The organism is Chlamydia abortus (assembly GCF_002895085.1).
GTDB lineage: Bacteria > Chlamydiota > Chlamydiia > Chlamydiales > Chlamydiaceae > Chlamydia > Chlamydia abortus.
This window is the reverse complement of record NZ_CP024084.1, coordinates 578,164-603,447: the sequence shown is the minus strand read 5'-3', so window position 1 is coordinate 603,447 and position 25,284 is coordinate 578,164. Positions and strand designations below refer to the sequence as shown.

The following is a 25,284-nucleotide window of genomic DNA, read 5'->3' as shown; positions in this document are numbered from 1 at the left end:
TTCTCCGTAGTTACTTTTATTCTTTTTTGTTATCCTAAACATTTTTATTTATGTCACGAGGTCTCAAAAGTACGATGGAAATGACAAGTAATGAAAATCAAGACAGTGGGAGAACTTTACCCCCATGCCCCCCCTGTGTGATGGTAATTTTCGGTGCCACCGGTGATCTCACAGCGCGCAAGTTATTTCCAGCATTATACCATCTGATCAAAGAAGGCAGGCTATCTAACAACTTTGTTTGTGTAGGCTTTGCAAGAAGAAAAAAGAGTCACGAAGAATTTCGTGAAGAAATGAAACAGGCTATACAGAATTTTTCACGTGCTCAAGAACTCGATATCCGTATCTGGGAGGAATTTGAATCACGTATATTTTATCACGAATCGAACTTTTCTTCTTCGGAAGGCTACGCTTCATTGAAGGAAAGACTTGAGGAAATTGATAAGCAAGACGGCACTCAAGGGAACCGGCTATTTTATTTATCTACACCCCCAGATTATTTCCCCGAAATTATTGAAAATATCAATAAGCACAAACTGTTCTATCATGATCAAGGAGAAGGCAAACCTTGGTCACGCGTGATTATAGAAAAACCTTTTGGTGTAGATTTGCAAAGCGCCAAGGAGTTGCAAAAATACATAGATGACAATTTAGATGAAGGCTCTGTCTATCGTATTGACCATTATTTAGGAAAAGAAACTGTACAAAACATCCTCACGATACGTTTTGCCAATACCCTATTTGAGTCTTGTTGGAATTCTCAATATATTGATCACGTACAAATTAGCGTTAGCGAATCCATAGGCATAGGCACTCGAGGAAATTTCTTTGAGAAATCAGGGATGCTTCGCGATATGGTGCAAAACCATATGATGCAGCTTTTGTGTTTACTTACTATGGAACCCCCTTCCGTCTTCAATTCTGAAGAGATAAAAAAAGAAAAAATCCATGTCCTCAAGAAAATACGTCCATTTTCTCAAGACGATGTAGTCCGTGGTCAGTATGGCACTGGAGAAGTCCAAGGAGTTTCTGTTCTTGGCTATCGCGAAGAGGAAAATGTCAATCCTCATTCTATGGTAGAGACTTACGTAGCTTTGAAGATGTTCATAGATAACCCTCGTTGGTTAGGAGTGCCTTTCTATCTACGCGCAGGAAAACGCCTAGCTAAACGCTCTACAGATATTTCTATTATTTTTAAAAAGTCCTATGCGACTTTATTTGAACCCGAATCTTGTCGTATTTGTCCTATAGAAAATGATCTCCTCATTATTCGTATACAACCGGATGAAGGCGTAGCTTTGCAATTTAACTGTAAAGTTCCTGGGATGAATAATGTCGTGCGTCCTGTGAAAATGGATTTTCGCTACGATACTTATTTTAAAACAACAGCCCCTGAAGCCTACGAAAGATTGCTTTGTGACTGCATTTTAGGTGATAGGATCCTGTTTACATCTAGTGATGAAGTCATGGCTTCTTGGGAGCTGTTCACACCCATTCTACAGCAGTGGGAACAAGATTCTTCAGATGTGTGCTTCCCTAATTATGTTGCCGGCTCTGTAGGACCTAAAGAGGCAGATCAATTACTACAAGCCGATGGAAGAAGTTGGCGTCCTTTGTAATATAACTTTATTTTGAGATGATTATGGCAACATTAGTTAACTTTAATGATACAAATAAACTCCTGCTTACGAAAAAAACTGAGCTATTTATCGATCTAGCTAGTAAAGATTGGATAGCCAGTGCAAATAAATCGATCAAACAAAGAGGGGCTTTTTATGTTGCTCTTTCTGGTGGGAGAACTCCTTTAGAAATCTTTAAGTCCATCGTGATAAATAAAGAGAAAATTTCTCATCCTTCAAAGATCTTTTTATTTTGGGGAGACGAAAGAAATGTTCCTTATACGTCTCCAGAAAGCAATTATGGCCAAGCCATGAGTATCCTTCAGGATTTACATATTCCTGAAGAACAAGTTTTCCGTATGGAAACTGAAAATGCTGAGGGAGCTAGGAAGTACCAAGACATAATAGAACGTACAGTTCCTGAGATCAGTTTTGATATGATCATGCTCGGTCTTGGTCAAGATGGACATACCTTATCGTTATTCCCAAATACAGAAGCTCTAAAAGAAAAGGAGCGCCTGGTCGTTTCTCAAAGGATTCCTCAATTGGATACGGAAAGAATGACCTTTACGCTACCCCTCACCTATAAGGCAAAGCATAGCGTTGTCTACGTTCAGGGGGAAAATAAGAAAGATATTGTAAGAAGTATCTTTTTCCCTTCAGATAACCGACGCGAAGCCTACCCCATAGAGCTCATTGGACAAGAGAAAACTCCCCTATTTTGGATCCTTGCCCCTGATACTTACGACCCTAAGGATTTCGACTCGATTTCTTCATTCCATAAACTAGACATTATCTAGTTTACCTATCCTATAGGGTCTAAATCAGGCAGCAGTTATTGTGCTGAACGCATAGACTCTTCATAACTCGGAGGAGAGTTTTCTGCATAGCTGAAATAAGGAGGAGGAGCGCTTGGAGTGTTATTTGGGAATGCTTCTGGTGGCTGACCCGCATTCTGACCCAGTTGCTGTAAATAGGCGACTTCTGAGTGGCTCAGCATATTTTCTTTTCGCTGATTCCCAAGACATTGTTGTGCTACAGTCTGACTAAAGGCGTTACGAAGGTAGTCTTCAGGATGCGAAGATATTTGATTTGCTACCATAGTGTATAGTGTTGCTTTATTTAAATGTACAACCGCCTCTTTTTGCTTTTTAGCCATACACATAGAAGAGATGATAAAACCTACAAAGCTTATAAACAATAAACTCCCTCCAGAAGCACAACAACCGATAATCGCTGCAGAGAGCGCCGCTGTTGCTAAGGGGCCTGCGAAGAAAATGCCTAGTATAACTCCTACGGCTAAGGCAAATAATGCAATGGAACAAATAATCGCACACATCAAGTAACCAATTTTAGCAGCCCTATAGTTTTTGTAAGCAGAAACTAGCTCTTTATTTGCTTCTAAGGTGACAATAGCCACGGCTTTTGTTTTAGCTTTTTCTGGAGTGTTCGCTTGGAATACAGATAAATCTAAAGAGATCTCTTGATTAGTTTGTCTCAGTTTAAAAATTTCCTGAGAAGCATGATGAATTTTCATGGAGCTTAAAATGGTCGATCCTATAGAAGCACCAAAAATTCCTAAGACTAAAGTGGCTAAGATACCCAAAATAAAGGATGCAAAAATAGAATCTGCACTGCCTCCTCTACTATCACTTCCTCGACATAAGTCACATAAGAAGCGGATCCAGAGTATATGTTCTATACAATGGAGTACAGCGTCCGCAGTTGTCATGATGGCAAAGGCGGACTCGGCATCTGAATCAACACCGGGAAAGAGAGGGACTCCTGATAAAGCTACCCTATTTATCGATGTTGAAGTCGCGTCCTGGTGTTGTGTTAAGAAATTGTAAACATGGGACCCAGAATCCAAACTGGTGAAATTGAATTTCCCTTGTTCCGTAAAACTTAAAATCGCACAACGGGCTTCGGTGTTCGCTGACTCCACTTTATTATTTAAAGAACTAACTGACATAGGCGTGCTTTCTTGGATATATTAAATAAATTAACGCGAAATTATAGATTATTTATAGTTTTAACTCACGACTATTATTTCGCTATCACTCTTTAGAGTTTCTTATTTTTAAAGATCTTTACCATCGAGCTACATGCTCTAGATAGAGAGGTGAGCCCTCCATAAAACTGACAATAGAATCTATGGTTCCAAGAGCAGCGTAGCCACTTTGATTCACTTTATATGTCAGTATTAGTCCGTGAACAATCGCGCCCAGGAAAGGAATAAGAACCAAGTGCTCAGAAAGCATTTCTGTTTTTATTTCCCCAAAAACTTCACTGAAAGACGTTTCTTGGTCACGGAAACACAGGCTTAGCATGAGAAATTTTAATGTCTTTGCTACTATTTTGATCAATAAAATAGCCCAAGATAAAACGCTGATAACTACAGAGATTACAGGGAAAGTAATAAGATCAAAAGCTATGCACATTGCTTTTGTCGTGCTTGAGAAATCATTGAGATCTTGTTTCCCAAAAGTTAGATAGCATGCCATGGTATAACCTCAAATTTTATATATGCGGATTATTATTTTCTCTATTTCTTCTATCTTCTTCCATAACCTCTTCATATGTTGGTGGTAGCTCTATATAAGGGGGCGGAACAGGAGAAGTCATGAATTCCCTGGGATCCTCAAAGGAAAGACTTTCACTCTCATTGGAATCGGAGATATCCGAAGATGAGTCGTATTCTAGTTCTGGGCATGGTGGGAAAGTCTGGTGGTCTAAAAGAGTACCGTAATGACTCAAACAGCTCCTAGCGATTAAGGAAGTAAAATCATCGGACTCTTCGGTAGATACACGAATTTTGTCACTAATATAAAGACTCAGTAGGGAACGGTGTATAGAATCCACAGCCGCTTGGCGTTGTTTTTTACTATGATGCTCATAAGAAGACGAAATCAAACCTAATAATAGAAAGATTATCCCCCCACACCCAAGAGCACATGCTGCTGGAGACATGAAAAATGCGTCAGAGAAAACACTCTGAGAATGAAAAGTAAATATGGCTCCCACAATAAATGCTATCAATGCAAGTACTGCAAGTATGCCGATAACAAGAGAAACAATTTTCCAAGAAAGTAAAGATAATGCAACTTTTCTTGCGTGATACAACGCTGATGCTGAGGCTACATAACCACCCCGTTTAAATGGTGAAATGTTGTTATTCTTATGGAGAAAACTTAGAACTTGTTGCTCTTTCCAGTAGAAAAGAAGACTTTTCTTCACCAATGAACAAATCGCGATAAGGTTTCTGATTACATTGCCGAAGGTATTTTGATAGATGGTGTTAAGCAAGTTACAGATTTCACAAATGATCACTAGGAAACAGTGAGGACTTTCAGACAAGTCCAAACAGAGGCTACTTTGAGGTTGAGAGAAACAAGGAGAACAGTCCGCAATCACATCTGCAGGTGGAATCCGTCTTCGCTGAGTAAAAAGTGGTTGAGTAAATGTTGTGATATTATTGATGAGGAGTAAATTATTAATATCTTGATGCTCAGAAGATCCCCTATGTAGAAGATGCTCTAGAGGACCACGGCTACGTATGGAAATTTCATAAACAGTTGATTTTTTTCTTGTAATAGAATCAAAAAACTGAGGGATATGATGATTAGGGGAAAGATGATCAAGTGGTTCATGCATGGGTTTATAATTCTAATCAGAAGTAAATTAACGAAGAATTATAATTTTACTCCCCCTTTATTTCAAATTATTTTAAACTATACACACAGTATATTCAGTTATACTTAATTAATATTTTATAGCTTAACGATTGCCAAATAGGTGGTGATTTTTTTATTCTTTCTCTAGGATTTTGATTTTTAAAATTTTCATTAGATTTCTGATGCTTATCTAAAGCATAGAATGTAAATTTTAAATGTATGTAAATATCCTGTGGCGTAGGTAAATATTGGCAAGTAGTTATGTTAAACAAGATTTTTTATATTATTATGGGGCCTCCGGGATCGGGTAAGGGCACACAATCCCAGCGTCTTGCTCATCAGTTAAAGCTCCCCCACATGAGTTCTGGAGAACTGTTTCGTTCTGCTATAGATTCGGCTTCTCCTTTGGGAATTAAGGCTGCTGAGTATATCAATCAAGGTCTTCTGGTTCCCGATGCGATTGTTTGGGGCATGGTTCAAGAAGCTTTAAACCAACCCGAGTGTCAGTCTGGATGTATTATTGATGGGTTTCCAAGAACTCTAGATCAAGCAATTCTTCTGAATGATTTCTTTATGCAATCTTACGCTGATTATCGTGTTATACAATTAGATGTTTCTAATGAAGAGATTATTCGTAGGATTCATTCTCGATTCATCTGTCCTTCTTGTAAACATGTATACAATCAAAATCAGGGATTGAGTGAGTGCCCTACGTGTCAAATGAAATTAGTTCGTCGCTCTGATGACACTCTAGAGGTGATTCATAAGAGACTCGAGAGTTATGAGAAGTTAACTGCTCCGTTAATTGACTATTATCAAGAGCTAGGGAAATTAACACGTATCCCTTCTGAGGCATCTCCTGATGATGTTTTTCAAAGTATTGAAGCTTGCATAAAAGCTTGATTTTACTTTTAGATATTCTCTATATGGGCACATCTTTAATTATAGTGAGGAAAGATGAAACATTATCAACTGTATACCTCTGTTTCAAATCTTTCATCTGCACAAGGAGATTTAGAGACGCAGCTATTGTTTGGAGAGCGCTTACTTGCTGGTAAGCTCTCCTATTATGCCTACTCCCAATTAATCCGTGATCACGATTTTTGGCGTCCCTATCGAGTCAGCAATATATCTTCACAATCATCTTTTGTTCTTCTATCTCAATATATTTTACCTAATGCAGTCGTTAAGTCTTTCGATGCTTTTTTAGAACCTTGGCATATTCCTTTGCCCTATGGTTCTCCATTAGCCATAGATTCTCAAGGGAAAGTATCCCTGCCTCAAGAGGTAAAAAAGAGAATGAAGCTCCCCCTGGGTAAGGAAGTTCCTTATTGTAATGTGAGTCACGTACGTTTTTGTAATGAACCGTTCTCTATAGATCTTTTGCTGAGAGAATCTGAAAAATTTTTAGACATTCCGTATGTTTGGGGAGGACGATGTCTACACCACTCCTTAATAGATTATGGGGTAGATTGTTCGGGTTTTCTAAATATTTTATTTCAAGCACATGGATTAAGTATTCCTAGAAATGCTAGAGATCAGTACCAAGATTGTGATCTCGTAGAGTCTTTCGAAGATCTCCCTCCAGGAGGTATGGTTTTCTTGAAAAATGATCAGAACACACAAATCTCCCACGTAATGTTAAAGAAAAGTTCGACGTGTTTGATTCATGCGGTGCAAAAAATAGGCAAGGTTGTTCTTTTTTCTCTAGGAGTAGATATAGAGTTTAAGAAAGACAAATTTTATACTCTGAGTGCAGAAGGAAAGGTATTTTTTGGCATACCGAAAAGAAGAAAGATTTTCTTTTAGAAAAACCATACACTCTAGAGTGTTTAGGAATACCTTTTAGACGAAAATGAAAAAGCAAGCGACAAAATCTGATAAGACTCTCGCTTGCTTTTGATAAAATCTTGATAAAATAACGACGGCAAACTCTAACGTTTAGAGAATTGGAAGCTTTTACGAGCTTTCTTATGGCCGTATTTCTTACGTTCTTTCTTTCTAGGATCTCTTGTAAGGAAACCGTGACTTTTTAATTCTTGTTTAGAATCAACATTCTTTTTTAATAAAGCTCTAGCCAATCCTAAGCGGGTTGCAATAACTTGTCCTTGGATTCCACCACCGTTAATACGAATCACTAGATCAAAGTCATTGGAATAACCAAGAACTTTTAATGGGGAAAGGATAGTAACTCTTTGAATTTCCAAGGGAAAGTATTCATCAAAGGCTTTTCCATTTACATCGATTTTGCCTGTTCCTGGACGAAGGCGAACACTAGATACAGCTTGTTTTCTTCTTCCAGTAGCTACTGATTCTTCTATTGTATTTTTTACCACAATTTACCCCAAATTAAACATCTAATACGATCGGCTTCTGAGACTTAAACTCTTGATAATAATCCCCTTTCAGTATCCTTAAGGATTTTACCTGACGCTTGCCTAAACGAGTTTTTGGCATCATACCTTTAATTGCGTGCTCGATAATATAAGAGGGTTTTTTAGCTATCATATTTTCAAAAGCAACTTCGCGCATTCCTGAAATATATCCCGTGTAATATCGATATATTTTTTGACCTTTCTTCGCGCCTGTCAAATGCACTTTTTCTGCATTAATAACGATAACACCATCACCCATAGCCACGTGAGGTGTATAAGTTACCTTATGCTTGCCGCGCAAGATTTTTGCCACCTCTGAAGAAAGCCTTCCCAAGGTTTTGCCTGCAGCATCGATAACATACCAAGACTTGTTCTGAGCTTCAGATGCTTTGGCAATGGTTGTTTTCGTATCTTTTCTTTTTTCCATAGTAATATAACCGCCTTATCAGAAGGGGGAATTATAAATTTGTGCAATTTTTTTTCCAAATAAAAAGCAATAAAAGCAATCAAGAGATGTATTTGCAAGTGTAAATAGATCATCTTTTCAAAGGAAGGTAAAATCTGTTTTTATGTGCTTGTGGTATTGTAAGGAGTCATTTCTTACTTCAATTTATTAGTCCTATTCAATAGCATTTTACGGCAAATAGGATAGATGTATTTTTTTTGTTTTACAGAAAGAGTGTTGGCTCTTTCCCCTCTATTTTTTTAAGAATCTTATTTACAGTTCCATAAGAAATAAGCAACGCATTATTGCAATAAAGTTTTTAGTAGAACTATTTGATTGCTATAATGCTCGGATAGAAAGCACACCTTGAGTCCAATGCGTGTGCTTACAGATGTCTCTTTATAGGGTTTTTTTAACTCTAATTCATAAGCTTAATCATAATTTTTAAGATCAAAACTAGCGTGTTTTAGGGTATTTATTATGCCAGGAATTATTTTACATTCCCTTTTTAAAAACGATTGCCGTTGTCATGCTTCCTATTCGTTTGATAAGCGAGTTCAAGATCGTATGACCATAGCCACAGTTATGGCGATTATTTCTTCTATCAGTTTGCTACTGGCTCTGATCCCAGCGATTATCATGTCCAACCCTATAGGATTTATTTGGGCTGGGATTTTTGGTAGTATTGCTTTGGCTTTATTTGTTTTTGCAATTCTAACAAACTATTTGAGATCAAACCTTCCTAAAGGACTTAAAGAAACATTTAAGGATAAATATCCTCCTGTTTTTTGTGATGTAATTGAAAAAAAAGCAACTGACTATTCAAGAGATACGCCTACTCCTTGATGCTTTAGAACAGGTGAGACTCGATAGGGAGACGTCTCCTCATAAGTATTTAGGCAAATTCACTCCAAAACTACAAATAGCGTGGAATAAATATGGCATTTCGGAGTTTGTAGATAGTCTAGAAGATATCGATCTTGTTTCTTTAGACTTAGTGTTGATTCAACATTGTCCTTTGTATTGGTTAAGAAAGTTTATACAATCAGCCCCAGCAGTTCCTGAGAGAGCCTTTACAGGCGCATCTTACGAAGAAATTGCTGCATATTGGTTAGGAACATCTGGATGTTGTCATAATACGGGGACCATTTTTTCAGAAAATGTCTATCTTCTTGCTCAGACCGTATCCAAGGAGGATTACGAGAAATTTTCTGTTTATGTTCGAAATCACGATTGGAACAATGAGGAATTAGCTACAGAAAAGGAGAGAGTGGCGGAAGATTGTTTGGAACTAAAGAGAGAGCATGATGAGGATGCCGCGGTGGATGTTGTCGACTTCCTCTCGGGAATTAAAAATACCCTTTTAGAAATCTGTATACATGGAATTTGTTGGGAGCAATTAAATTTAATTCGTTGTATGCATTCTAATGATTGGGATTATTTCTGTGCTCTTGATGGGAATAAACAAAGAATACGAAAATTTGCTGTTCCCTGTCTTGGAGAAGTTTCAGATGAGAAACATCATTTATATGAACCTAGGATTTCTCTTATCACATGGCAGGATATTCGTGCGCTTAGTTTAGATAAGGAAACTCTTTTGAGTCAAGAAGTACGGAATCCTGAGGATAGGCTGGTGAATTATTTTACTAGACAAGCGCGCTATCACAGGTCCATCGATTTACTGGGGCAGGAAGTTTTAGAGCGTTTGCCTACATATACTTTAGACTTTGCAACGGGAGCCAAAACGACGACGTCTTAGAAAATCAGTTCTCCGTTTTGTAAAATTCCTTCACGATGACATTGACGTGCGAGTTGCTTATTATGGGTTACAATAAGCACTCCACGTGAATCATGAGCTTGAGATAGAAGTAGTTGATGAATGTACTCAGAGGTTTGATTGTCCAAATTACCTGAAGGTTCATCAGCTAGTAAAATGGCGGGATTGTTGATCAGAGCTCTCGCAATTGCGACTCGTTGTTTTTCGCCTCCTGATAGGTTACAACAGCGAGAGTGCGTTCTATGAGATAAGCCGACAGAGTCTATGAGTTCCAGAGCTTTTTTAAATGCAGAAGATCCTTTAGCGATATTTTGTCGCGCAATGCTTGCAGGCATTAATACATTATTGATTACAGTATCATCTTCCAAGAGGTAGAAGTTTTGAAAAATAAACCCGATATATTGGTTTCTAAATGCTGGTAGATTGTAGTCTTCTTTTCTTTTTCCTAGAAATAGGAGTTCTCCTGATGACGGTGTATCTAGCGTTCCTAATAGATGAAGGAGCGTACTTTTCCCATTTCCTGAAGCTCCTGTAATAGCAACTACCTCTCCAGGGTGTAAGCTAAAGTTCACATTACGTAATATTTCGATATCTTGATTGCTTTGTAGAACAACCTTAGACAGATTTTTCGCTTGAATAAGAGGAGGCATAATTATTCCGCTTTTAAAATGTCAGAGACATGCATCTTAGCGACTTTTCTTGCTGGTAATAATCCAGAAATAGCAGCTAACACCAAAGTGCCTACACCTAGCATAAAAATAGTCGGCACATGTATTTCTTGAGGAAGACCTTGACCGAAGAAAGTAGAGTTAAATGCTTCTCTGCCTTGTAAGTAACTTAAGCCTTTAGTAATTATTGAGAGATTTTTCATTGTTAAAATCGCCAAAGCTGTTCCAAAAACAACACCGATGCCTCCAGAGAAGGCTCCACAAAGACCAAAAATAGCTTTTAAGCTACGAGAAGAAGTCCCCATAGCTTTGAGAATTCCTATTTCTTTCTTCTTATTATTGACCAAGAGAATAGACATAGTCACAATATTGGAACAAGCGACGATCAGGATAATGATAGAGACCAAGAGAAATAGAACTTGATCACTACGTAGTTGATCTAAAATAGGTTTAAAATACTGATAATCATAGAGAGAAGATACTACCCAATATTCTTGTATACCGGCTTGACTTAAGATAGTTTCAATTTGCTTTTTTATTGGTGTTATCAGTTTAGTGTTGGGAAAGAAGACATGTAAGCCATTATGCATGCCGATTCCCGTAGATTCTGAACGTATTTGAGAAGCTAGATCCATATCAATAAATACGATTTTACTTCCCATAGGAGATAAACCAGGATTATAGAAGCCTATGACATATACAGGATGCTGGATTTCTTTCTGAGTTTCTGGGGAGAAAATACTGATCCCTCCCCTATCTCCTACTCGATACCCCATATCGCGATAATTCACAGGTAAGATGATCGAAGCTCCTCGATAGGTATTTTGTAATTTTATAAAATCTTGTTCCCAACCTTGGTCAGAGCTATTAAAAGGGTTTAAAATCTCGGAACTATAATCTGTTTGTTCATAGGGAAGCACGCGATTTTTATACACTTCATCAGAAGGATAGGCAATAAACTGAGAAAATGTTCGTGATTCTGATTTGTTAGGATGGGCCGTTCTGTCCATTTGTACATAGCCAATCCCCTCTTCAAACTCTAAAAGTTGGGCGTGATTTTGTTCTAGATAGGGATTAAGAACTTCAAAAGCGATTTTTACAGGATCCTTTAATTTTCCATCTGCAGTTTTATCTGGTAGGGGAAAGTTTTCTGGTAAGGAGTAGTCCACATTTGGGTCATAGGGATCTACAAGAGAGGAAGCCAGCTTTTCCCCTATGGTCTTTGTTGTATACAAAGAAAGGTCAGCATGTCTGTCTATCTGATAGTAATAGGAATCATAATAAACAGATGAAGGAAGGATTTTCACTGGAGAATGAAGCTGGGAAAGATCATGAATCCAACGTTGTTCTAAACCGTAGATAACAGAAATAAAAACAATGGATAACCAAGTGACTAAGGAAATAATGCCTATGGAAAATATGGAAACAATGGCAGAAGATAACCTTTTTCTTCTTGGTATTAGATACTTAAAAGCAATGAGAAGTTCTAATTTCATGACCTACTCAACAACTTGGAATAGAAGCTAGCAGGTAAATTAAATCTTTTTACTTAGCTTCTTTGAAAATTACGTGCCTACGCAGTTTTCTATCATATTTTTTGAGTTCTAGTCGACCTGTTGTTTTTCTTTTATTTTTAACAGTCCAGTACATATCGGAACTTTCAGAACTTTTTAATTTAATGATTTCACGATTCTTACTAGCCATTGATGAATCCTTTTAAGAAAATGATAAATCGCTTATGATACTATATTTATTTTCAAAAAGAATCAAGAAAACTTCCCCATAATTACAAGAGAATCCTCATGACAACTAAAGAACAGTTTTTTTTTAAAGGGGCAACTTCAAAAAATAAAATTCATTTTATTAGTTTAGGCTGCTCAAGGAACCTTGTAGATAGTGAGGTAATGCTCGGGATTTTATTAAAAGCTGGTTATGAAGCTACCGAACTACTGCGAGAAGCGGATTATTTGATTTTAAATACTTGTGGATTTTTAAAAGCTGCTCGAGATGAATCTACGGATTACCTCCAACGCATCATCAATGAGAAGAAAGAAACTGCCAAGATTATATTAACCGGTTGCATGGTGTCTAAGCATAAAGAGGAGTTAAAGCCTTGGCTCCCCTATGTACATTATGTTTTAGGTTCTGGAGATGTGGAACATATCTTATCCGCTATAGAGTCTAAGGAAAGTGGAGAAAAGTTATCTTCTAAAAGTTATTTAGAAATGGGGGAAGTGCCTAGAAAATTATCCACACCGAAGCACTATGCCTATTTGAAAATAGCTGAGGGATGTCGTAAGCGCTGTGCCTTCTGTATTATTCCTACCATTAAGGGAGGATTAAGAAGTAAACCTTTAGAGCAGGTGATGAAAGAATTTCGCTTATTGTTAAAAATGGGCGTTAAAGAAATCATTCTCATTGCTCAAGATTTGGGTGACTATGGTAAAGATCTGTCTAAGGATCGCAAATCTTGTTTATATAGTGTATTAAGAGAGATGCTTAAGGAGCCTGGAAATTATTGGATTAGAATGCTCTATTTGTATCCCGATGAAGTAGATGATACTCTTATTGATCTTATGGAAAAAGATCAGCGCCTCCTCCCTTATGTTGATATTCCTCTTCAACATATCAATAATCGGGTATTAAAAAAGATGTTAAGAACAACATCTCGAGAACAAATTTTAGATTTATTAACTAAGTTGCGTACACGCATTCCCCATATCTATATTCGTTCGTCACTCATTGTTGGATTCCCAGGAGAAACGGAAGAAGAATTCCAGGAGCTCGTCAATTTTGTTGGAGAAGGATGGATCGATAACTTAGGTATCTTTTCTTATTCTCAAGAAAAAGGTTCTTTAGCTGCTGAGATGCCAGACCAAATCCCTCAGAGCGTAAAATCAAAGAGATTAAAGATTCTCTCTCAAACACAGAAGAAAAATGTCGAGAAACATAATAAGCAGTTTGTAGGGAAAATTGTGGAAGCTGTTATTGATGGATACCATCCAGATAGTGAATTTTTACTCACCGCACGTTTTTATGGTCAAGCTCCAGAGGTAGATTCTTGCATTATTGTGAATGAAGCTCGTTTAGTTTCGGGATTCGGAGAACGTTATCTCATCGAAATTACGGGATATGTGGGTTATGACTTGGTAGGTCGAGTTGTGAACAAAGTGCCTGGAGAATAGTTCCCGGGCAAAAGTTGAGTATATTTATTGAAAATAAGGCAGCTGCACTACGTTCCAAGAAAATGAAGCTACCCGCCAAGCATACGATAAGTTTTTCAGTATGAAATGCCCATTACCTCTTGCCAGAAATGTGGTTGCAATCCATTCCATAGGTTTAGGTCTATAGTAACTTGTTCCTGAACACGTAGATCCTTGTAAAAGTGTCTCTTTGTCATTAACAACCGCGACTAACACACACTCTCCGCCAGTTCCGTTATCCAACCAGCCGCCGTGCTTTGACATAACGATACTAATACGGAAAAGTTGAGGATTGTCTTGGGTGGCATGAAAATACAGATAACAAGAGTTGACCCCTTTGCCTACATACACCTGAGGATTCCCTTCTTGTTCAACTTTAGTTTCAAATTTATCCCAAGGAATCCACACACCACGTTTTACGTCCCCGCGGCCTACATGTCCTCTGGAAACAACAGAACGCATAGAAACTGCAGTTTTATTACTTTGAAAAACATGATAAGGGACATATTGTTGCGGCAATTTGTGAATATTAGTGCTATATGCTTGTTGGTCGCATAAGATGGTATGATTGCTCAGGTTTACCCTACCAAAGAAGTTTGTTTGGTTGTTCGTCCCTGCATTAATCTTCATGTTCCCACTAACAAATAGGTCCTGCTTGCAGTTAAGGTTCCCGCTTGTGCAAGTTAGGTTTTGAAGGTTAGTGTTTTTGGCTGTTATTGTTTTCGATACCGTTATAGCCCGTTTTTTTTTCTCTTCTGATAGATCCTTAGAGTAGATATTAAAACGAACAAATGTAGGTAAACTAATATTAGTTTTAGGTGTTGACATATTTTAATCCTCCTCAGGAAATCTTGATGCAAATGGGAACCAAATCACACTTATCGTAGAAAACATACTTCGTATATGAGCATGTGTATAGACTCTGACGGTAGGTTGTGAAGAGATATCTGAAACAGAGAAAATTGCATACAAGGCCGTGGATGTCCTATCTGTAGGATAATGGCCTCGAGTGTCTGCTGTGCACAAGTTCTCGAATTGACTGCCTTGATCCAGCCTTAAAAATAAATTCACTTCATCATTTCCTGAGTGCTGCCCTCCCATTCTAGTGATTTCAAAAGTGACCTGGTAGATTCCTGGAGTTTTAATCACAAGATCCTTACCCTCCACATAGAAGTAGTTGCGATACATCGATGTGTAATTTTCAATATCTTTTGAAGTTCCGCTTTTTAAATCTAAAATAGAATGTGCAGGAATGTTATATGTACCGCGATGGTCTAACATACAGGTATAGGCTTGTACGGAGCTTTTTTTATAGTAGTTGAATGTTAAAGCGTCGCGTTGAGAAAGGGGGTCTGAGATATTCCCAATACTCGAACTTCGAGAGGCGTTAATGCTGATGTCCCCATTTAAAACTGTCTCACGCAAAGAAAACCCATTGTTTCCTGAGAGTTCACTACCAGCAAAGAAATCACAGTTTGCATTTACGTCCTTTGTTACAGTTAATGTCTCAGCATCAAAATCATCTTCGATATTTAAATTGCCTTCAATGTTTAACGTAGCATTCTCTAGGTAGAGGTTTTGGTCTTTAACTCCTGTCGCATCGAAATTAGTTTCTCTAGTTTGATTATTAGGATTATCTGATGTGAATCTAGAAATAGTTTTGTCTTTATCATCCATGGCTATTCCCCTTGGTCTGGGTAGAAAATGATTCCAAAATAAAAAGCACTTAAAACTGTCCAATTAGTTGTTAGCTGTGCGCAGAATAAATTTTCTTTTATGCTGTCTTTTGCATTATTTGTTATAGTGCCATTTGGATCTTTAGCTAGATTAGAGACACGAAAAGCTGTAGATAAACTTGCAAATCCAGAGTATCCTCCCCCACTATAGATAGTATTGCTGCTATAAATCGTGCCTAAAGCATTTTTCAGATGCACGTCGCCTCCCCAGCCATTATTCCATCCCCAGCGTTTATTAATGCCGTAATCGATCATGTAGATGCCTTTGCTTAATAATTGCACCCAGTGGGATCCTGGATACGTGACTTTTGAAGCTCCATAAGGGTAGTCTACAAAGCGTATGTGGGAGAAAATATTTTGCGATTGGTAGACCAGCCTATCGGGGCCGAGAATGGGAACGGGTTGCTGTGTATTAATGTTGATCCTTCCAAACTCATTGAGTGAGCAGAAAAAGTACTCTGGAGAACGTATATAATTTGCCGGGACTGGAGAGGACGGGGCTGAAGGTCTGGCAACGTTACTCAATCTATTACCGTGCAAATTTACAGATACATCGCTGCCAGTGATACTCAGGTCGTTAGCTGAAGTAAGTCCTTCCACAGTGATTGTTCCTAAAAAAGTTGATTTTCCAGGAGGATTTACAACTAAGCTGTTCGTGGATTCTATACTTTGAGATGAGACGTTGTTAGTCTGTACGTTGCCAGCAGCAACGTCACCTTCAAAAGTCGAATCTACAGAAAAATAACAATCATTAGTGTTATTATTAGAAGTAGTCATTTATTATTCCGATTTTTTTTCTAATAAAAATCAGATAATAAATTATAGGTCAATTTTTAATCTGTTTAGTTTAATTATGATAAAAATTAATTGGATATAATAAATAAAAATGATAATACAAAGAAAGAGATGCGATGAAGGAAATCTTGGGGGCGGCTGGATTTGAACCAACGTATCCGTAAGGAGTCGGATTTACAGTCCGATGCAATTGACCGCTATGCGACACCCCCATAGAATGCTGGAGAAAGGACTTGAACCCTCAACCGTTCGATTACAAATCGAATGCTCTGCCAATTGAGCTACTCCAGCGAAAATCGTAAACCTATTGCTTGAAGAGAAAACTTTAGTTAAACAATAAGAAGTCAATTTATACGCTATTGGTTATTTTCTTCCAAGTCAGAATCAGTATTTTCTGAAATACGATAATCTTCTTGAGTAGGAATAAATTCTTCGGTAACAAAGTCGTCCCCTCTATTGGAAGGATCTAAAGACAAGTTCGTATCCATAACTTGAAAATCATGTTTTTTCAATTGTTCGGAAACCAAACGATCTTCTTTAGACTTAGCTTTTTTAATGGTTTTCTTTCCCAGCGGAGTCTTGTTTTTAGTAATTTCGTAATACTTATCAACCACTTGCTTTTGTTCAGATGAGATGCTTCCAGAAAGACGTTGGAACAGTTGTGTGCAGCTATTGCCTGCTGTATTCGGATTTACAACTTCTGCAGAAAATTTGAACTTGCCTTCTGAGGTATAGCGTGCTGGCTGACTGTCTTTCTTAAGGCAACATTGCTTATATTTCTTATTAGAACCGCACGGGCACGGATCATTTCTGTTAACTTTTTTTGTCATACAATTGTTCTCAAAGCAAGGCTTTTAAAGGAAAGTTTAAATAAGATAAGGATAAAAACCAATTACAAGTTTTCATCAAAATTAGTATGGTATTGCAAGCTTTATTCTATCCTTTTACTATTTTTGTATGTCTATTCTACATGTACACCCCCCGTGGACTAAATCTGGAAAACGTATAGAAAGCTTAGTACGTAAAGCTTTGTATACCTATTCCATGTTGGAAAATCATACCAAGATCGTGGTAGCTCTTAGTGGAGGCAAAGATAGCCTTTCTTTGCTTTTAATGCTTAAAGCTATTTCTGGGAGAGGCTTTCCAAAACTTGATCTTTATGCTGTCAATATCGGAGGGAAATATTCTTGCGGTTCCGAAGTAAGCAAGCAGTATCTAGCGAATATTTGTGATAAAATTCACGTTCCCTATAGTTCGGTAACCTCCCCCTATGACCCTGAAGTGCCAGAGTGTTATTCATGTTCTCAAGTTAGAAGGCGTTTGCTGTTCCAAGCCGCAAAAGATGTGGGGGCTACTGCCGTCGCTTTTGGTCATCACCGTGATGATGTAGTCCAAACAGCTTTGATGAATCTCTTACATAAAGCAGAATTTGCCGGAATGTTACCGGTCTTAGATATGGTTCACTTTGGGATTACTATCTTACGCCCTTTAATATTCACTCCTGAATCTTACATAAGAAAATTCGCTAAGGAAAGTGGATTCGCTCGAGTTACTTGTCGTTGTCCAGTGGTATCTTTAAGAACAAAAACAGAAGAAGCATTAAAATTATTAGAAGATGTTTTTCCTCAAGCAAGACATAATATTGCTCTCGCTATTGAACAACATGGGTTGTCGAAAGCTCAAAAAAAAACAAAATTAATTAAACATATTTTTATAGATTAATCTTACTATTTTAATTATAGTAAGATTTATTTATTTCGGTAATTTTATGCACAGAAGATTAAAAATTCTGTTAACTAATGATGACGGCATTTCCGCTAAAGGAATGAGTCTTTTAGTTGCAAATTTATTAAAAGCAGACTTTGCTGATCTCTATATAGTTGCTCCTGCTACGGAACAATCAGGGAAAAGCATGTCGTTTTCCTACACACAACCGGTCTCTATAGAAAAGGTCGACTATCCTCAGCCTGTTGCTGGCGCCTGGGCTGTTTCTGGTAGCCCGGTAGATTGCGTTAAGCTAGCTTTAGGTGATCTATTCCGCAATGCTCTGCCTGATCTTGTACTGTCTGGAATCAATCATGGATCTAATGCAGGAAGAAATATCTTTTATTCTGGCACTGCTGGAGCTGCTATGGAAGCCATTTTATCAGGTGTCCCCTCCATAGCTTTTTCTCAAGAACAACACATTTCTTTCTTTCAGGAAGTCCATGCCCCTGAAATACTAAAGAAACTCTCTTTATATGCTTTATCGATGCCCTTCCCCATTTTATCAGGCTTTAATGTAAATTTCCCTGCTAGTGAACGTAACGAAGAGTGGAAAGGCATGCGCCTTGTGACTACAGGAAAAGAATATGCCTGCGGCATGCCCAAGCTTCTCGTCGATGATGGAAAACGTAAGTTCTTTTCTTTAAGTGATTGTCAAATAGTCATGGATGAAGATATTTCTGATGAGTGCCGAACTCTTTTAGAAAATTACATCACCGTGGTTCCTTTACTTGTAAGAAATTCTCCCTTAGCTTTGATTAGCGAAACAAAGTTTCAACAGTTACAAGAAGCCTTTGATAATTTTATTAGCTCTGCATCAGGTGCCACACTCTTGGATTAAACTGAGAGAATCCCGCTGAGTATTCCCTATGAAAATATCGGTAGAACACGATCTCTACCGATCTATTCTATAGATTCTTGAATCTTACGCGCAGTTTCCGTGTACTCGAAAAACAAGAGAAATTTTTGTTTAAGAACACAATGGAGTTCTTCTAGATCTTTTTTTAAATTTATCCATCTTTTCTCTAAAGAAACAAAGCAAATTACAATAGATCATGGTCTTTGTATCTTCGCATTTTCTTAAAATCAAAAATGCTAACGGAAATATCTTAGGGTGTGTCTTTCTCGCACTTTTACTGAGAACAACAAGCTTTCTTAATTGTCAGAGTGAAAATTGTTGTGATTAAACTATTTCTTCTGCTAACTTATGCACCTAATCTTGTTTGGATGCGTAGCTCAGCGGTTAGAGCACCTGTCTTACACACAGGGGGTCATAGGTTCAAATCCTGTCGTGTCCATTTGCGGGAGTAGTTCAATTGGTTAGAGCACCGCCCTGTCAAGGCGGAAGTTGCGGGTTCAAGCCCCGTCTCTCGCGAACATACAATCAGAGGTTGAAAATGCCCCATGGAACTCGTTTAACGAAGTTTAGCTTTCCTCTGTACTTTTCCAAGACTCTAAGCTGGTTTATTCTTGGAGGGTTTTTAGCTGCTTGTGGAGTTCAAATGGTTTTAGTTCCAAATGAACTTATCGATGGTGGTATCGTAGGTTTATCCCTGATTGCCTCACATTTCTTCGGTCATAAGTATTTGCCGTTTTGCTTAGTACTATTCAATCTACCTTTTGTTATTTTAGCCTTTAAACAGATTGGTAAGTACTTTGTCATTCAAATGATGACGGCTGTGATCATCTTTTCATGTGCCCTATGGCTTATTGATTCCCTACCATTATGGTTTGGATTTAGCCCTATAGTTTTTAAAGGCTCTGAGATGGAAACCGTCGTGTTTGGTGGAGCCATTATAGGAGTCGGTTGCGGTTTGATCATCCGTCACGGAGGATCTACCGATGGTACCGAGATTATGGGTATCATTATAAATAAAAAAAGAGGATACACTGTTGGCCAGGTTATCCTTTTCGTAAACTTTTTTATCTTTGCTTTGGCAGGTATTGTCTATCAGAATTGGCATACGGCATTCGTATCCTTCTTAACTTACGGCATTGCAACGAAAGTTATGGATATGGTCATTCTAGGTCTTGAAGATACGAAATCTGTTACCATCATCACCTCATCCCCAAGAAAACTAGGGCAAATCCTTATGGAAAACTTGGGAGTAGGTCTTACCTATATTCAAGCCGAAGGTGGCTATTCTGGAGAACCTAGAAACATCCTTTATATTGTTGTAGAGCGTTTACAGCTTTCACAACTTAAAGAAATCGTTCACAGAGAAGATCCTTATGCTTTTATCGCTATTGAAAATCTTCACGAAGTCATCAATGGTAAACGTACCAATTAAGCTGGGTTGAGCCAAATCTTTTCTAAATTGCTCTCTATATCTAGCAAAGAGAGAATTTTTCCGACGATATCGTTAGTAATATCTTCAATCGTTTGTGGTTTGAAGTACCACATAGGCATCGGAGGCAAGATGATGGCCCCATTTTGCGATAATTTTAATAAGTTTTCTAAATGGATGGAATGCAATGGGCTCTCTCTAGGAACTAAGATCAACTTCCTTCGTTCCTTTAAAGCGACATCAGCAACTCTTCTTAACAGGTTATCTCCTAAGCCTATGGAAATCGCGGCTACTGTAGCCATACTACATGGAACGATAATCGTCCCATCAACACGACAGGACCCTGAAGCCAATTTGCTTTCTATAGACTTGATATTGTGTTGGTGAATATACCGATGGTTTTCTTTAGGAATTAAAGACAGCAAAGAAGAGGTATCCAATTCATAATAGAGCGTTTTCATTGCTGCTGGAGAAAGAATAACCTCAACATCATGTTGCATTTTAGATAGTTCTTCTATGAGTTTCACGGCTAATACGATTCCTGAAGCTCCTGAAATCCCTACGATATAACGTTTCATTCGTATCCATCGATTATGAAATTAATAAACTTATCATGACGATAAAAAAGGATAAAGCAAGGTAGATGTTTCCTTTGAAAAAACATCTTTCGAGATTCACATGTTTCTTATCCAATACGTAATAGTTTTTGATGGTTTTCCCAATAACGAATACAGGGAGTAGAGACAATATAAGCCCTAATTTACTAAAGGATGCAAGCACGGCCATAGCGACATAAGATAGCAAACTGAGTAGTAAACATACTGAAGCAATACGAATAGCCTTTGCTTTCCCAAAACATGCAGGAATGCTATAGAGCTTCTCTGCCCTATCAAACTCTAAATCTTGAATAGCATAGATAATGTCATTGGCCGCAATGATCATAGCAGCCGTTATTCCCCATAGGGAGGCTATGATGAACATCTTTAAAGAGAGAGGCCCTGAAGATAAAGCATAGAAATTCATAAGAATCGCAAGGTAATAAATAAGACCTAAGATCCAATGACACAAGTAGGTGATACGTTTTGCATAGGCATAAATAATCATAAGTAGAATAGCGAATAAGGCGAGCCAGGAGCATTCTTTACTTATAAATATACAGGGAACTAGAAAACATAAGGATGCCAGTACTGTGATGAAGAAAACAAAATTTATCGATAATTTTTTCGCGGGTAACACTCTAAAAGCGGTTCTCGGATTTTTCTTATCTATATCACGATCAATGATCTGGTTTACCAGTATACCTACAGTTCTAGCACATAGAAAAGCACATCCACCTATGAGTATAGTGGAAAGTCCTTTCTCACTAAATCCTAATGCTATTTCAGGGAATGTTAGAGCGAATACCGTAGTCGCAGAAAGAAATAAGGCAGAAAATACCGCGTATTTTATGTTTAATAATTGTTTGAAATATTTTATCTGCAAGGAAAACATTTTTAATTTCTCAAGTCTGTGGATAACAAATGCCTATCCTAAAATAGGGTGAGAGATACACGCTACCGTATAACTAAAATAGTGTAAAGTTTATAAACTAATTTCCCCCTGCTCTATCTTTATAGTATTTGTTAATTAAATATCGGGGATTATATATAGTAATCCATTTATTAATAAGATTAGTTCTATAGAATGCGATTTCTTTATTTTTATTTCACATTATTACTGTGTATTTCCCCTACCGTCGGTTCTTCTCAAAATTGGGAAGCTCTGGATATTCACGATTGTGAGCAGATCATTTCCGCTACACAATTTCATCAAGATCATGGTCCCTGGATAGTTGTCGCTGGTGGTCTCTGCCCTACAGATGAAAATTATAAAAAAGCTCAGACTATAGGATATCTATTAGTTAAACATGGGTTAGTTAAACATGGGTACTCTGTAGTTACTGAAGCAGGTCCGGGAATTATGGAAGCGGCTAATGCTGGTGCTGTACGAGCTGAGGGGACATCTTTAGGATTTATCTTAAAGGGTGAGGAGTTGAATGATCATATACCCAAAGACAACTGTTTACAGGTTTCCCATATCTCTCATCGTTTAGAAGGAATGGTTGGCAAAGCTTCTGGATGTATCGTGTTTCCTGGAGGGCTAGGTACCGTAAGTGAATGTTTTTTTGCCCTGGACAACTTCAGATACCTAGAGGTGCCCCATCCTGTTGTTCTTGTAGACATGGAGTTTTGGGGGCCTTTAGTAGAGTGGATGAAAAACTTACATTATACGCATACATGTCCGGGATATTTGTACCTCGTAGATTCATCAGAGGAAGCTGTGGACATCATTTTTTCTCATCACAAGAGCCAATCGTATAACTGATCTTCTAACTAAATCCAAATGTAGGCAACTATTTCAAAAAAAATTTAGCTATTATTTTAAAAAAAAGAATAGCAGGATATTTTGTTGCGTTTATTAGAATACGCAAACTAATCTTCTTTTTTTGTAAATAAAATTAGATTTACATCATTTATAATGAGGTGGTAACATGATTGTTTTTTAGTATTTTTTCTTAAACTTATGATTGTTACTCCTGAAATTCAATTTAAAAATTCAGATAATGAAGTTAAAACTATTTCCATATTAGCAAATAATCTTAATTTCATTAAAAATGAGCGACAAACTTTTCTCGCCGTTACTACAGCTCTTGCTCTAGGAACCATTCTTCTTATAGTTGCCAGTTGTGTATTGATTCTTCCTTTAGGACTGGCCTCGGCTCTAAGTATCCCTTTAGGCGTATCAGGAATAGTTATAGGTTCAGTAGCCATCGCCTACTGTCTTAAGATCGTTTACTATCAAAACGCAATCTGGAGGAAAAATTATTTAGAGATTAGACATGTTCTCAGGGAACACGGATTGCCTGTGCCCCAAGAAAAGAATACAGATCCCATTCTTTCCATTCTCTTCCCTTCTTCTTTAGATATTCTCACATACGGTAGAATACACCCTATGGGGAAAGTAAGAACAGTCATCGCCATGATGAAAATCGTTCTGGGTATAGGCTGTATAGTGGATGCTGTCATTTCCCAACTTCTTTTAACTACCTGGTTCCGCTCGGGTATCAGTCTAGGTTTGGGTATTACAGGAGCCGCTTTATTTGTTGGAGGAATTCAGGATATACGTACCTTCAGCTTGAGTGCTCAAGGCATTTCTCATCTCTATTTGATGCAGTATGAACAGCAAGAACGAAAGGCCGAAAAAGAGCTTGCGGAACGCGTAGTAGAAAGTGCAAAATCTTGCTCAACTCTATTAGAGAGTAATTTAGAACAAGCCAATCAAAGAAATCTAGATTTACAAACTCAGATTACCACACAGAGTGTCAGAATTAGTTATCTTCAAAATCGTATTTCTACTTTAGAAGCGACTCCCGTTCCTCAACCCAAAGAAGAAGTGACTTCGACCTGGTTCGATACGATTTCTTCATCCGTCTCTTCACTCTCACGATTTTTCATTACATCCTCCACGACTTATCATGCGCATGCTGGCTTACCAGCCCTTACCTTTCCTCAATCTATGAATGAGCACACAGAACTTCAAGATGAAACCTCTCGCCTTCTTTCTGAGAGCAATGAATATGAAGACTCATTCGAAGATGCTTCAGAAGAACTGGATGCTATGTAATAGGTCTTATTTTTAGTCAAAGAAAAACTTTTAATTCTTTTAATTACGGTTCATCTCATTATTTGCTTGTAGTTAAACAATTTATTATAAAGATTTATTTAATTTTTCTTTTTTCTAAAAAAATAATAATGAATTTGTTAAAATCCTACTGGTTTTGTTATTTTTAAATAGTTTCAGATATGATACCTTCTATATTAAGGTCCTCCTCTCATGAAGAGGCGTTGCAAAGGGTTTCTGTATTAAATCGGATTTGCCAAAACTCTCACGTTAGTCGCAAGACTGTGAGTTTGACCCTTATTGCTGTGGGTATTATTTTAGTTATATCCGGTATTTTACTCTTAACCTTAACAATTACAAGTTTACCTGCGGGATTTTCTATTGCTTTAGGAGCAACGGTTCTTGCCCTTGGAACGAGTTTGGCTTCCTTTGGAGTGGCTCTTCGTATTCTTAAAAAGCCACAGGCGAATAATGAGGGTGAAGTCGTTTTGGCTACTGAACTTATTAATATGAAACAAGTAGTCGAGCAGAAAACAGAAGAGGTTAACCGATTGCAAGGAGAAGTGAGTGCATCTCAAGCACAACTTGCAGAAATTTCTCAAGAACTAACAACTACAAAAGAATTGGGAAGTGACCTGCAAACTCGTCTAGACGAATTTTCACAACTACTCACTCAATCTCGTGAAAGCTTAGTGGCAGTTGAAGCGCGCCTACAAGCTACGGAAGAAAGCCTCAGTCAAAAAGAAGAACAACTTGAAAGATCTCGAGGTGCTTTAGAAGGTGAACAAGCTAAGGCAGGACAGTTAGAGGCTAGAGTTAGAGAGTTAGCGTCTCAACTTCAGGAAACATCCGAAAATCTTGATCGAGCTATTGCTAGTCAGCAAGATTTAATGGAACGGCTTACCACCGATCATGATTCTGAAATCACGAGATTAACACGCATATTAGCGACAAAAACGGAAGAATTAGACGCAGCTCAAGAAACAATTAGACAAATACAAAGGCAGTTGTCAGCACCTACCCCTTCGACTCTCCCCCCTTCTTCTCCTAGACCTTTAAGAAAAAGTAGTTCTACGTTTTCATTAAATGGGCATTCTGGTAGCCCAACAGAACGTAGCAATCGCATTGCCGCCCTATTCAGTAAATTTAAAAAGTCCTCCTCTGGAGCTGTTACCCCAACTTCTAGGAGTGCGTCTTCAAGTGATCAACCGGATCCAGGCGATCAAGATAGCGACGAGAACGATACTGAAATAGCTGAAGAGGCTAACGAAGAAGAATCTTAA

25 protein-coding genes, 4 tRNA genes and 1 pseudogene are annotated in these 25,284 nt (G+C 37.9%); 14 read left to right on the top strand and 16 right to left on the bottom strand.

Annotated features, from left to right (window positions below; translation table 11 throughout):
• The first annotated feature begins 74 nt into the window (after positions 1–74).
• Positions 75–1,616, top strand: coding sequence for a glucose-6-phosphate dehydrogenase (zwf, locus tag CHAB577_RS02795; RefSeq protein ID WP_041461331.1), 1,542 nt, complete (start codon positions 75–77; stop codon positions 1,614–1,616).
• Positions 1,617–1,639: 23 nt separating this feature from the next.
• Positions 1,640–2,416 (top strand): 6-phosphogluconolactonase, encoded by a 777-nt coding sequence (gene pgl / locus CHAB577_RS02790; protein ID WP_011097141.1) that lies wholly within the window; start codon positions 1,640–1,642, stop codon positions 2,414–2,416.
• Positions 2,417–2,451: 35 nt separating this feature from the next.
• On the opposite strand, the gene garD (CHAB577_RS02785) is transcribed toward pgl, so the two are convergent.
• The 3 genes from garD (CHAB577_RS02785) to garD (CHAB577_RS02775) all read right to left on the bottom strand — a co-directional run bounded on the left by garD (CHAB577_RS02785) (position 2,452) and on the right by garD (CHAB577_RS02775) (position 5,270).
• A complete protein-coding gene (gene garD / locus CHAB577_RS02785; protein ID WP_011097140.1) occupies positions 2,452–3,588 on the bottom strand; it encodes an inclusion membrane protein GarD in 1,137 nt (378 codons plus the stop codon).
• A gap of 118 nt (positions 3,589–3,706) precedes the next feature.
• A complete protein-coding gene (locus CHAB577_RS02780; protein WP_011097139.1) occupies positions 3,707–4,120 on the bottom strand; it encodes a hypothetical protein in 414 nt (137 codons plus the stop codon).
• Between the two features lie 16 nt (positions 4,121–4,136).
• Positions 4,137–5,270, bottom strand: a complete 1,134-nt coding sequence (gene garD / locus CHAB577_RS02775) for an inclusion membrane protein GarD (protein ID WP_011097138.1) — start codon at positions 5,268–5,270, stop codon at positions 4,137–4,139.
• A gap of 281 nt (positions 5,271–5,551) precedes the next feature.
• Between garD (CHAB577_RS02775) and CHAB577_RS02770 the strand changes: the two genes are divergently transcribed.
• On the top strand, positions 5,552–6,193 hold the full coding sequence (locus CHAB577_RS02770; RefSeq protein ID WP_011097137.1) for an adenylate kinase: 642 nt from the start codon (positions 5,552–5,554) through the stop codon (positions 6,191–6,193).
• Positions 6,194–6,247: 54 nt separating this feature from the next.
• Positions 6,248–7,099 carry a C40 family peptidase gene (locus CHAB577_RS02765; RefSeq protein WP_011097136.1) on the top strand — a complete coding sequence of 284 codons (852 nt, stop codon included), beginning with the start codon at positions 6,248–6,250 and terminating at the stop codon, positions 7,097–7,099.
• 125 nt (positions 7,100–7,224) lie between these two features.
• Here CHAB577_RS02765 and rpsI read toward each other — a convergent pair whose 3' ends face one another.
• On the bottom strand, positions 7,225–7,626 hold the full coding sequence (gene rpsI, locus CHAB577_RS02760; RefSeq protein ID WP_011097135.1) for a 30S ribosomal protein S9: 402 nt from the start codon (positions 7,624–7,626) through the stop codon (positions 7,225–7,227).
• Positions 7,627–7,639: 13 nt separating this feature from the next.
• Positions 7,640–8,092, bottom strand: coding sequence for a 50S ribosomal protein L13 (rplM, locus tag CHAB577_RS02755; protein WP_011097134.1), 453 nt, complete (start codon positions 8,090–8,092; stop codon positions 7,640–7,642).
• A 498-nt stretch (positions 8,093–8,590) separates the two neighbouring features.
• On the opposite strand from rplM, the pseudogene CHAB577_RS02750 reads away from it, so the two are divergent.
• Positions 8,591–9,869, top strand: a pseudogene (locus CHAB577_RS02750) (DUF1389 domain-containing protein).
• Here CHAB577_RS02750 and CHAB577_RS02745 read toward each other — a convergent pair.
• From CHAB577_RS02745 to rpmG, 3 genes are read right to left on the bottom strand one after another with little or no spacing between them, the layout of a single operon-like run.
• On the bottom strand, positions 9,866–10,537 hold the full coding sequence (locus CHAB577_RS02745) for an ABC transporter ATP-binding protein (RefSeq protein WP_011097133.1): 672 nt from the start codon (positions 10,535–10,537) through the stop codon (positions 9,866–9,868). The pseudogene CHAB577_RS02750 and the gene CHAB577_RS02745 sit on opposite strands and share 4 nt — an antisense overlap.
• 2 nt (positions 10,538–10,539) lie before the next feature.
• Positions 10,540–12,051 carry an ABC transporter permease gene (locus CHAB577_RS02740; RefSeq protein ID WP_011097132.1) on the bottom strand — a complete coding sequence of 504 codons (1,512 nt, stop codon included), beginning with the start codon at positions 12,049–12,051 and terminating at the stop codon, positions 10,540–10,542.
• A gap of 49 nt (positions 12,052–12,100) precedes the next feature.
• Positions 12,101–12,259 carry a 50S ribosomal protein L33 gene (gene rpmG / locus CHAB577_RS02735; protein WP_006343203.1) on the bottom strand — a complete coding sequence of 53 codons (159 nt, stop codon included), beginning with the start codon at positions 12,257–12,259 and terminating at the stop codon, positions 12,101–12,103.
• Positions 12,260–12,357: 98 nt separating this feature from the next.
• Between rpmG and rimO the strand changes: the two genes are divergently transcribed.
• Positions 12,358–13,740, top strand: a complete 1,383-nt coding sequence (rimO, locus tag CHAB577_RS02730; protein WP_086393191.1) for a 30S ribosomal protein S12 methylthiotransferase RimO — start codon at positions 12,358–12,360, stop codon at positions 13,738–13,740.
• 24 nt (positions 13,741–13,764) lie between these two features.
• Here the strand turns inward: rimO and CHAB577_RS02725 are convergent, their stop codons facing one another.
• The 6 genes from CHAB577_RS02725 to CHAB577_RS02700 all read right to left on the bottom strand — a co-directional run bounded on the left by CHAB577_RS02725 (position 13,765) and on the right by CHAB577_RS02700 (position 17,119).
• A complete protein-coding gene (locus CHAB577_RS02725) occupies positions 13,765–14,586 on the bottom strand; it encodes a hypothetical protein (protein ID WP_011097130.1) in 822 nt (273 codons plus the stop codon).
• A gap of 3 nt (positions 14,587–14,589) precedes the next feature.
• Positions 14,590–15,435, bottom strand: a complete 846-nt coding sequence (locus tag CHAB577_RS02720) for a hypothetical protein (protein WP_011097129.1) — start codon at positions 15,433–15,435, stop codon at positions 14,590–14,592.
• 2 nt (positions 15,436–15,437) lie between these two features.
• Entirely contained in the window at positions 15,438–16,271 is an 834-nt protein-coding gene (locus CHAB577_RS02715) for a hypothetical protein (protein WP_011097128.1), read from the bottom strand.
• Positions 16,272–16,418: 147 nt separating this feature from the next.
• A tRNA-Tyr gene (locus tag CHAB577_RS02710) sits at positions 16,419–16,501 on the bottom strand.
• Between the two features lie 6 nt (positions 16,502–16,507).
• A tRNA-Thr gene (locus CHAB577_RS02705) sits at positions 16,508–16,580 on the bottom strand.
• A 65-nt stretch (positions 16,581–16,645) separates the two neighbouring features.
• A complete protein-coding gene (locus tag CHAB577_RS02700) occupies positions 16,646–17,119 on the bottom strand; it encodes a YecA family protein (RefSeq protein ID WP_011097127.1) in 474 nt (157 codons plus the stop codon).
• A 127-nt stretch (positions 17,120–17,246) separates the two neighbouring features.
• Between CHAB577_RS02700 and CHAB577_RS02695 the strand changes: the two genes are divergently transcribed.
• From CHAB577_RS02695 to CHAB577_RS02675, 5 genes are all read left to right on the top strand, one after another.
• Complete coding sequence (locus tag CHAB577_RS02695; RefSeq protein WP_011097126.1) at positions 17,247–18,011, top strand: tRNA 2-thiocytidine biosynthesis TtcA family protein; 765 nt, start codon at positions 17,247–17,249, stop codon at positions 18,009–18,011.
• A 46-nt stretch (positions 18,012–18,057) separates the two neighbouring features.
• Positions 18,058–18,894 (top strand): 5'/3'-nucleotidase SurE, encoded by an 837-nt coding sequence (gene surE, locus CHAB577_RS02690; protein ID WP_006344146.1) that lies wholly within the window; start codon positions 18,058–18,060, stop codon positions 18,892–18,894.
• 384 nt (positions 18,895–19,278) lie between these two features.
• A tRNA-Val gene (locus CHAB577_RS02685) sits at positions 19,279–19,351 on the top strand.
• A gap of 3 nt (positions 19,352–19,354) precedes the next feature.
• Positions 19,355–19,428: transfer RNA gene (locus CHAB577_RS02680), tRNA-Asp, on the top strand.
• Between the two features lie 22 nt (positions 19,429–19,450).
• Entirely contained in the window at positions 19,451–20,344 is an 894-nt protein-coding gene (locus CHAB577_RS02675) for a YitT family protein (protein ID WP_006344145.1), read from the top strand.
• On the opposite strand, the gene CHAB577_RS02670 is transcribed toward CHAB577_RS02675, so the two are convergent.
• Positions 20,341–20,919, bottom strand: coding sequence for a flavin prenyltransferase UbiX (locus CHAB577_RS02670; protein ID WP_006344144.1), 579 nt, complete (start codon positions 20,917–20,919; stop codon positions 20,341–20,343). The genes CHAB577_RS02675 and CHAB577_RS02670 overlap by 4 nt on opposite strands.
• Before the next feature lie 13 nt (positions 20,920–20,932).
• On the bottom strand, positions 20,933–21,832 hold the full coding sequence (locus tag CHAB577_RS02665; protein ID WP_011097125.1) for a 4-hydroxybenzoate octaprenyltransferase: 900 nt from the start codon (positions 21,830–21,832) through the stop codon (positions 20,933–20,935).
• Between the two features lie 192 nt (positions 21,833–22,024).
• Between CHAB577_RS02665 and CHAB577_RS02660 the strand changes: the two genes are divergently transcribed.
• The 3 genes from CHAB577_RS02660 to CHAB577_RS02650 all read left to right on the top strand — a co-directional run bounded on the left by CHAB577_RS02660 (position 22,025) and on the right by CHAB577_RS02650 (position 25,284).
• The gene (locus CHAB577_RS02660; RefSeq protein WP_011097124.1) at positions 22,025–22,705 is read left to right on the top strand and encodes an LOG family protein; all 681 of its coding nucleotides are present in this window, start codon (positions 22,025–22,027) and stop codon (positions 22,703–22,705) included.
• 198 nt (positions 22,706–22,903) lie between these two features.
• Entirely contained in the window at positions 22,904–24,004 is a 1,101-nt protein-coding gene (locus CHAB577_RS02655; RefSeq protein ID WP_011097123.1) for a CPSIT_0556 family inclusion membrane protein, read from the top strand.
• Positions 24,005–24,183: 179 nt separating this feature from the next.
• Complete coding sequence (locus CHAB577_RS02650; RefSeq protein ID WP_011097122.1) at positions 24,184–25,284, top strand: IncA family protein; 1,101 nt, start codon at positions 24,184–24,186, stop codon at positions 25,282–25,284.

What these genes read in the sequence shown, in the direction of transcription:
- zwf (WP_041461331.1), top strand. Translation starts at nt 75, where the DNA reads ATGGAAATGACAAGTAATGAAAATCAAGACAGTGGGAGAACTTTACCC.
- pgl (WP_011097141.1), top strand. Translation starts at nt 1,640, where the DNA reads ATGGCAACATTAGTTAACTTTAATGATACAAATAAACTCCTGCTTACG.
- garD (WP_011097140.1), bottom strand. Translation starts at nt 3,588, where the DNA reads ATGTCAGTTAGTTCTTTAAATAATAAAGTGGAGTCAGCGAACACCGAA.
- CHAB577_RS02780 (WP_011097139.1), bottom strand. Translation starts at nt 4,120, where the DNA reads ATGGCATGCTATCTAACTTTTGGGAAACAAGATCTCAATGATTTCTCA.
- garD (WP_011097138.1), bottom strand. Translation starts at nt 5,270, where the DNA reads ATGCATGAACCACTTGATCATCTTTCCCCTAATCATCATATCCCTCAG.
- CHAB577_RS02770 (WP_011097137.1), top strand. Translation starts at nt 5,552, where the DNA reads ATGTTAAACAAGATTTTTTATATTATTATGGGGCCTCCGGGATCGGGT.
- CHAB577_RS02765 (WP_011097136.1), top strand. Translation starts at nt 6,248, where the DNA reads ATGAAACATTATCAACTGTATACCTCTGTTTCAAATCTTTCATCTGCA.
- rplM (WP_011097134.1), bottom strand. Translation starts at nt 8,092, where the DNA reads ATGGAAAAAAGAAAAGATACGAAAACAACCATTGCCAAAGCATCTGAA.
- CHAB577_RS02745 (WP_011097133.1), bottom strand. Translation starts at nt 10,537, where the DNA reads ATGCCTCCTCTTATTCAAGCGAAAAATCTGTCTAAGGTTGTTCTACAA.
- CHAB577_RS02740 (WP_011097132.1), bottom strand. Translation starts at nt 12,051, where the DNA reads ATGAAATTAGAACTTCTCATTGCTTTTAAGTATCTAATACCAAGAAGA.
- rpmG (WP_006343203.1), bottom strand. Translation starts at nt 12,259, where the DNA reads ATGGCTAGTAAGAATCGTGAAATCATTAAATTAAAAAGTTCTGAAAGT.
- rimO (WP_086393191.1), top strand. Translation starts at nt 12,358, where the DNA reads ATGACAACTAAAGAACAGTTTTTTTTTAAAGGGGCAACTTCAAAAAAT.
- CHAB577_RS02725 (WP_011097130.1), bottom strand. Translation starts at nt 14,586, where the DNA reads ATGTCAACACCTAAAACTAATATTAGTTTACCTACATTTGTTCGTTTT.
- CHAB577_RS02720 (WP_011097129.1), bottom strand. Translation starts at nt 15,435, where the DNA reads ATGGATGATAAAGACAAAACTATTTCTAGATTCACATCAGATAATCCT.
- CHAB577_RS02715 (WP_011097128.1), bottom strand. Translation starts at nt 16,271, where the DNA reads ATGACTACTTCTAATAATAACACTAATGATTGTTATTTTTCTGTAGAT.
- CHAB577_RS02700 (WP_011097127.1), bottom strand. Translation starts at nt 17,119, where the DNA reads ATGACAAAAAAAGTTAACAGAAATGATCCGTGCCCGTGCGGTTCTAAT.
- CHAB577_RS02695 (WP_011097126.1), top strand. Translation starts at nt 17,247, where the DNA reads ATGTCTATTCTACATGTACACCCCCCGTGGACTAAATCTGGAAAACGT.
- surE (WP_006344146.1), top strand. Translation starts at nt 18,058, where the DNA reads ATGCACAGAAGATTAAAAATTCTGTTAACTAATGATGACGGCATTTCC.
- CHAB577_RS02675 (WP_006344145.1), top strand. Translation starts at nt 19,451, where the DNA reads ATGCCCCATGGAACTCGTTTAACGAAGTTTAGCTTTCCTCTGTACTTT.
- CHAB577_RS02670 (WP_006344144.1), bottom strand. Translation starts at nt 20,919, where the DNA reads ATGAAACGTTATATCGTAGGGATTTCAGGAGCTTCAGGAATCGTATTA.
- CHAB577_RS02665 (WP_011097125.1), bottom strand. Translation starts at nt 21,832, where the DNA reads ATGTTTTCCTTGCAGATAAAATATTTCAAACAATTATTAAACATAAAA.
- CHAB577_RS02660 (WP_011097124.1), top strand. Translation starts at nt 22,025, where the DNA reads ATGCGATTTCTTTATTTTTATTTCACATTATTACTGTGTATTTCCCCT.
- CHAB577_RS02655 (WP_011097123.1), top strand. Translation starts at nt 22,904, where the DNA reads ATGATTGTTACTCCTGAAATTCAATTTAAAAATTCAGATAATGAAGTT.
- CHAB577_RS02650 (WP_011097122.1), top strand. Translation starts at nt 24,184, where the DNA reads ATGATACCTTCTATATTAAGGTCCTCCTCTCATGAAGAGGCGTTGCAA.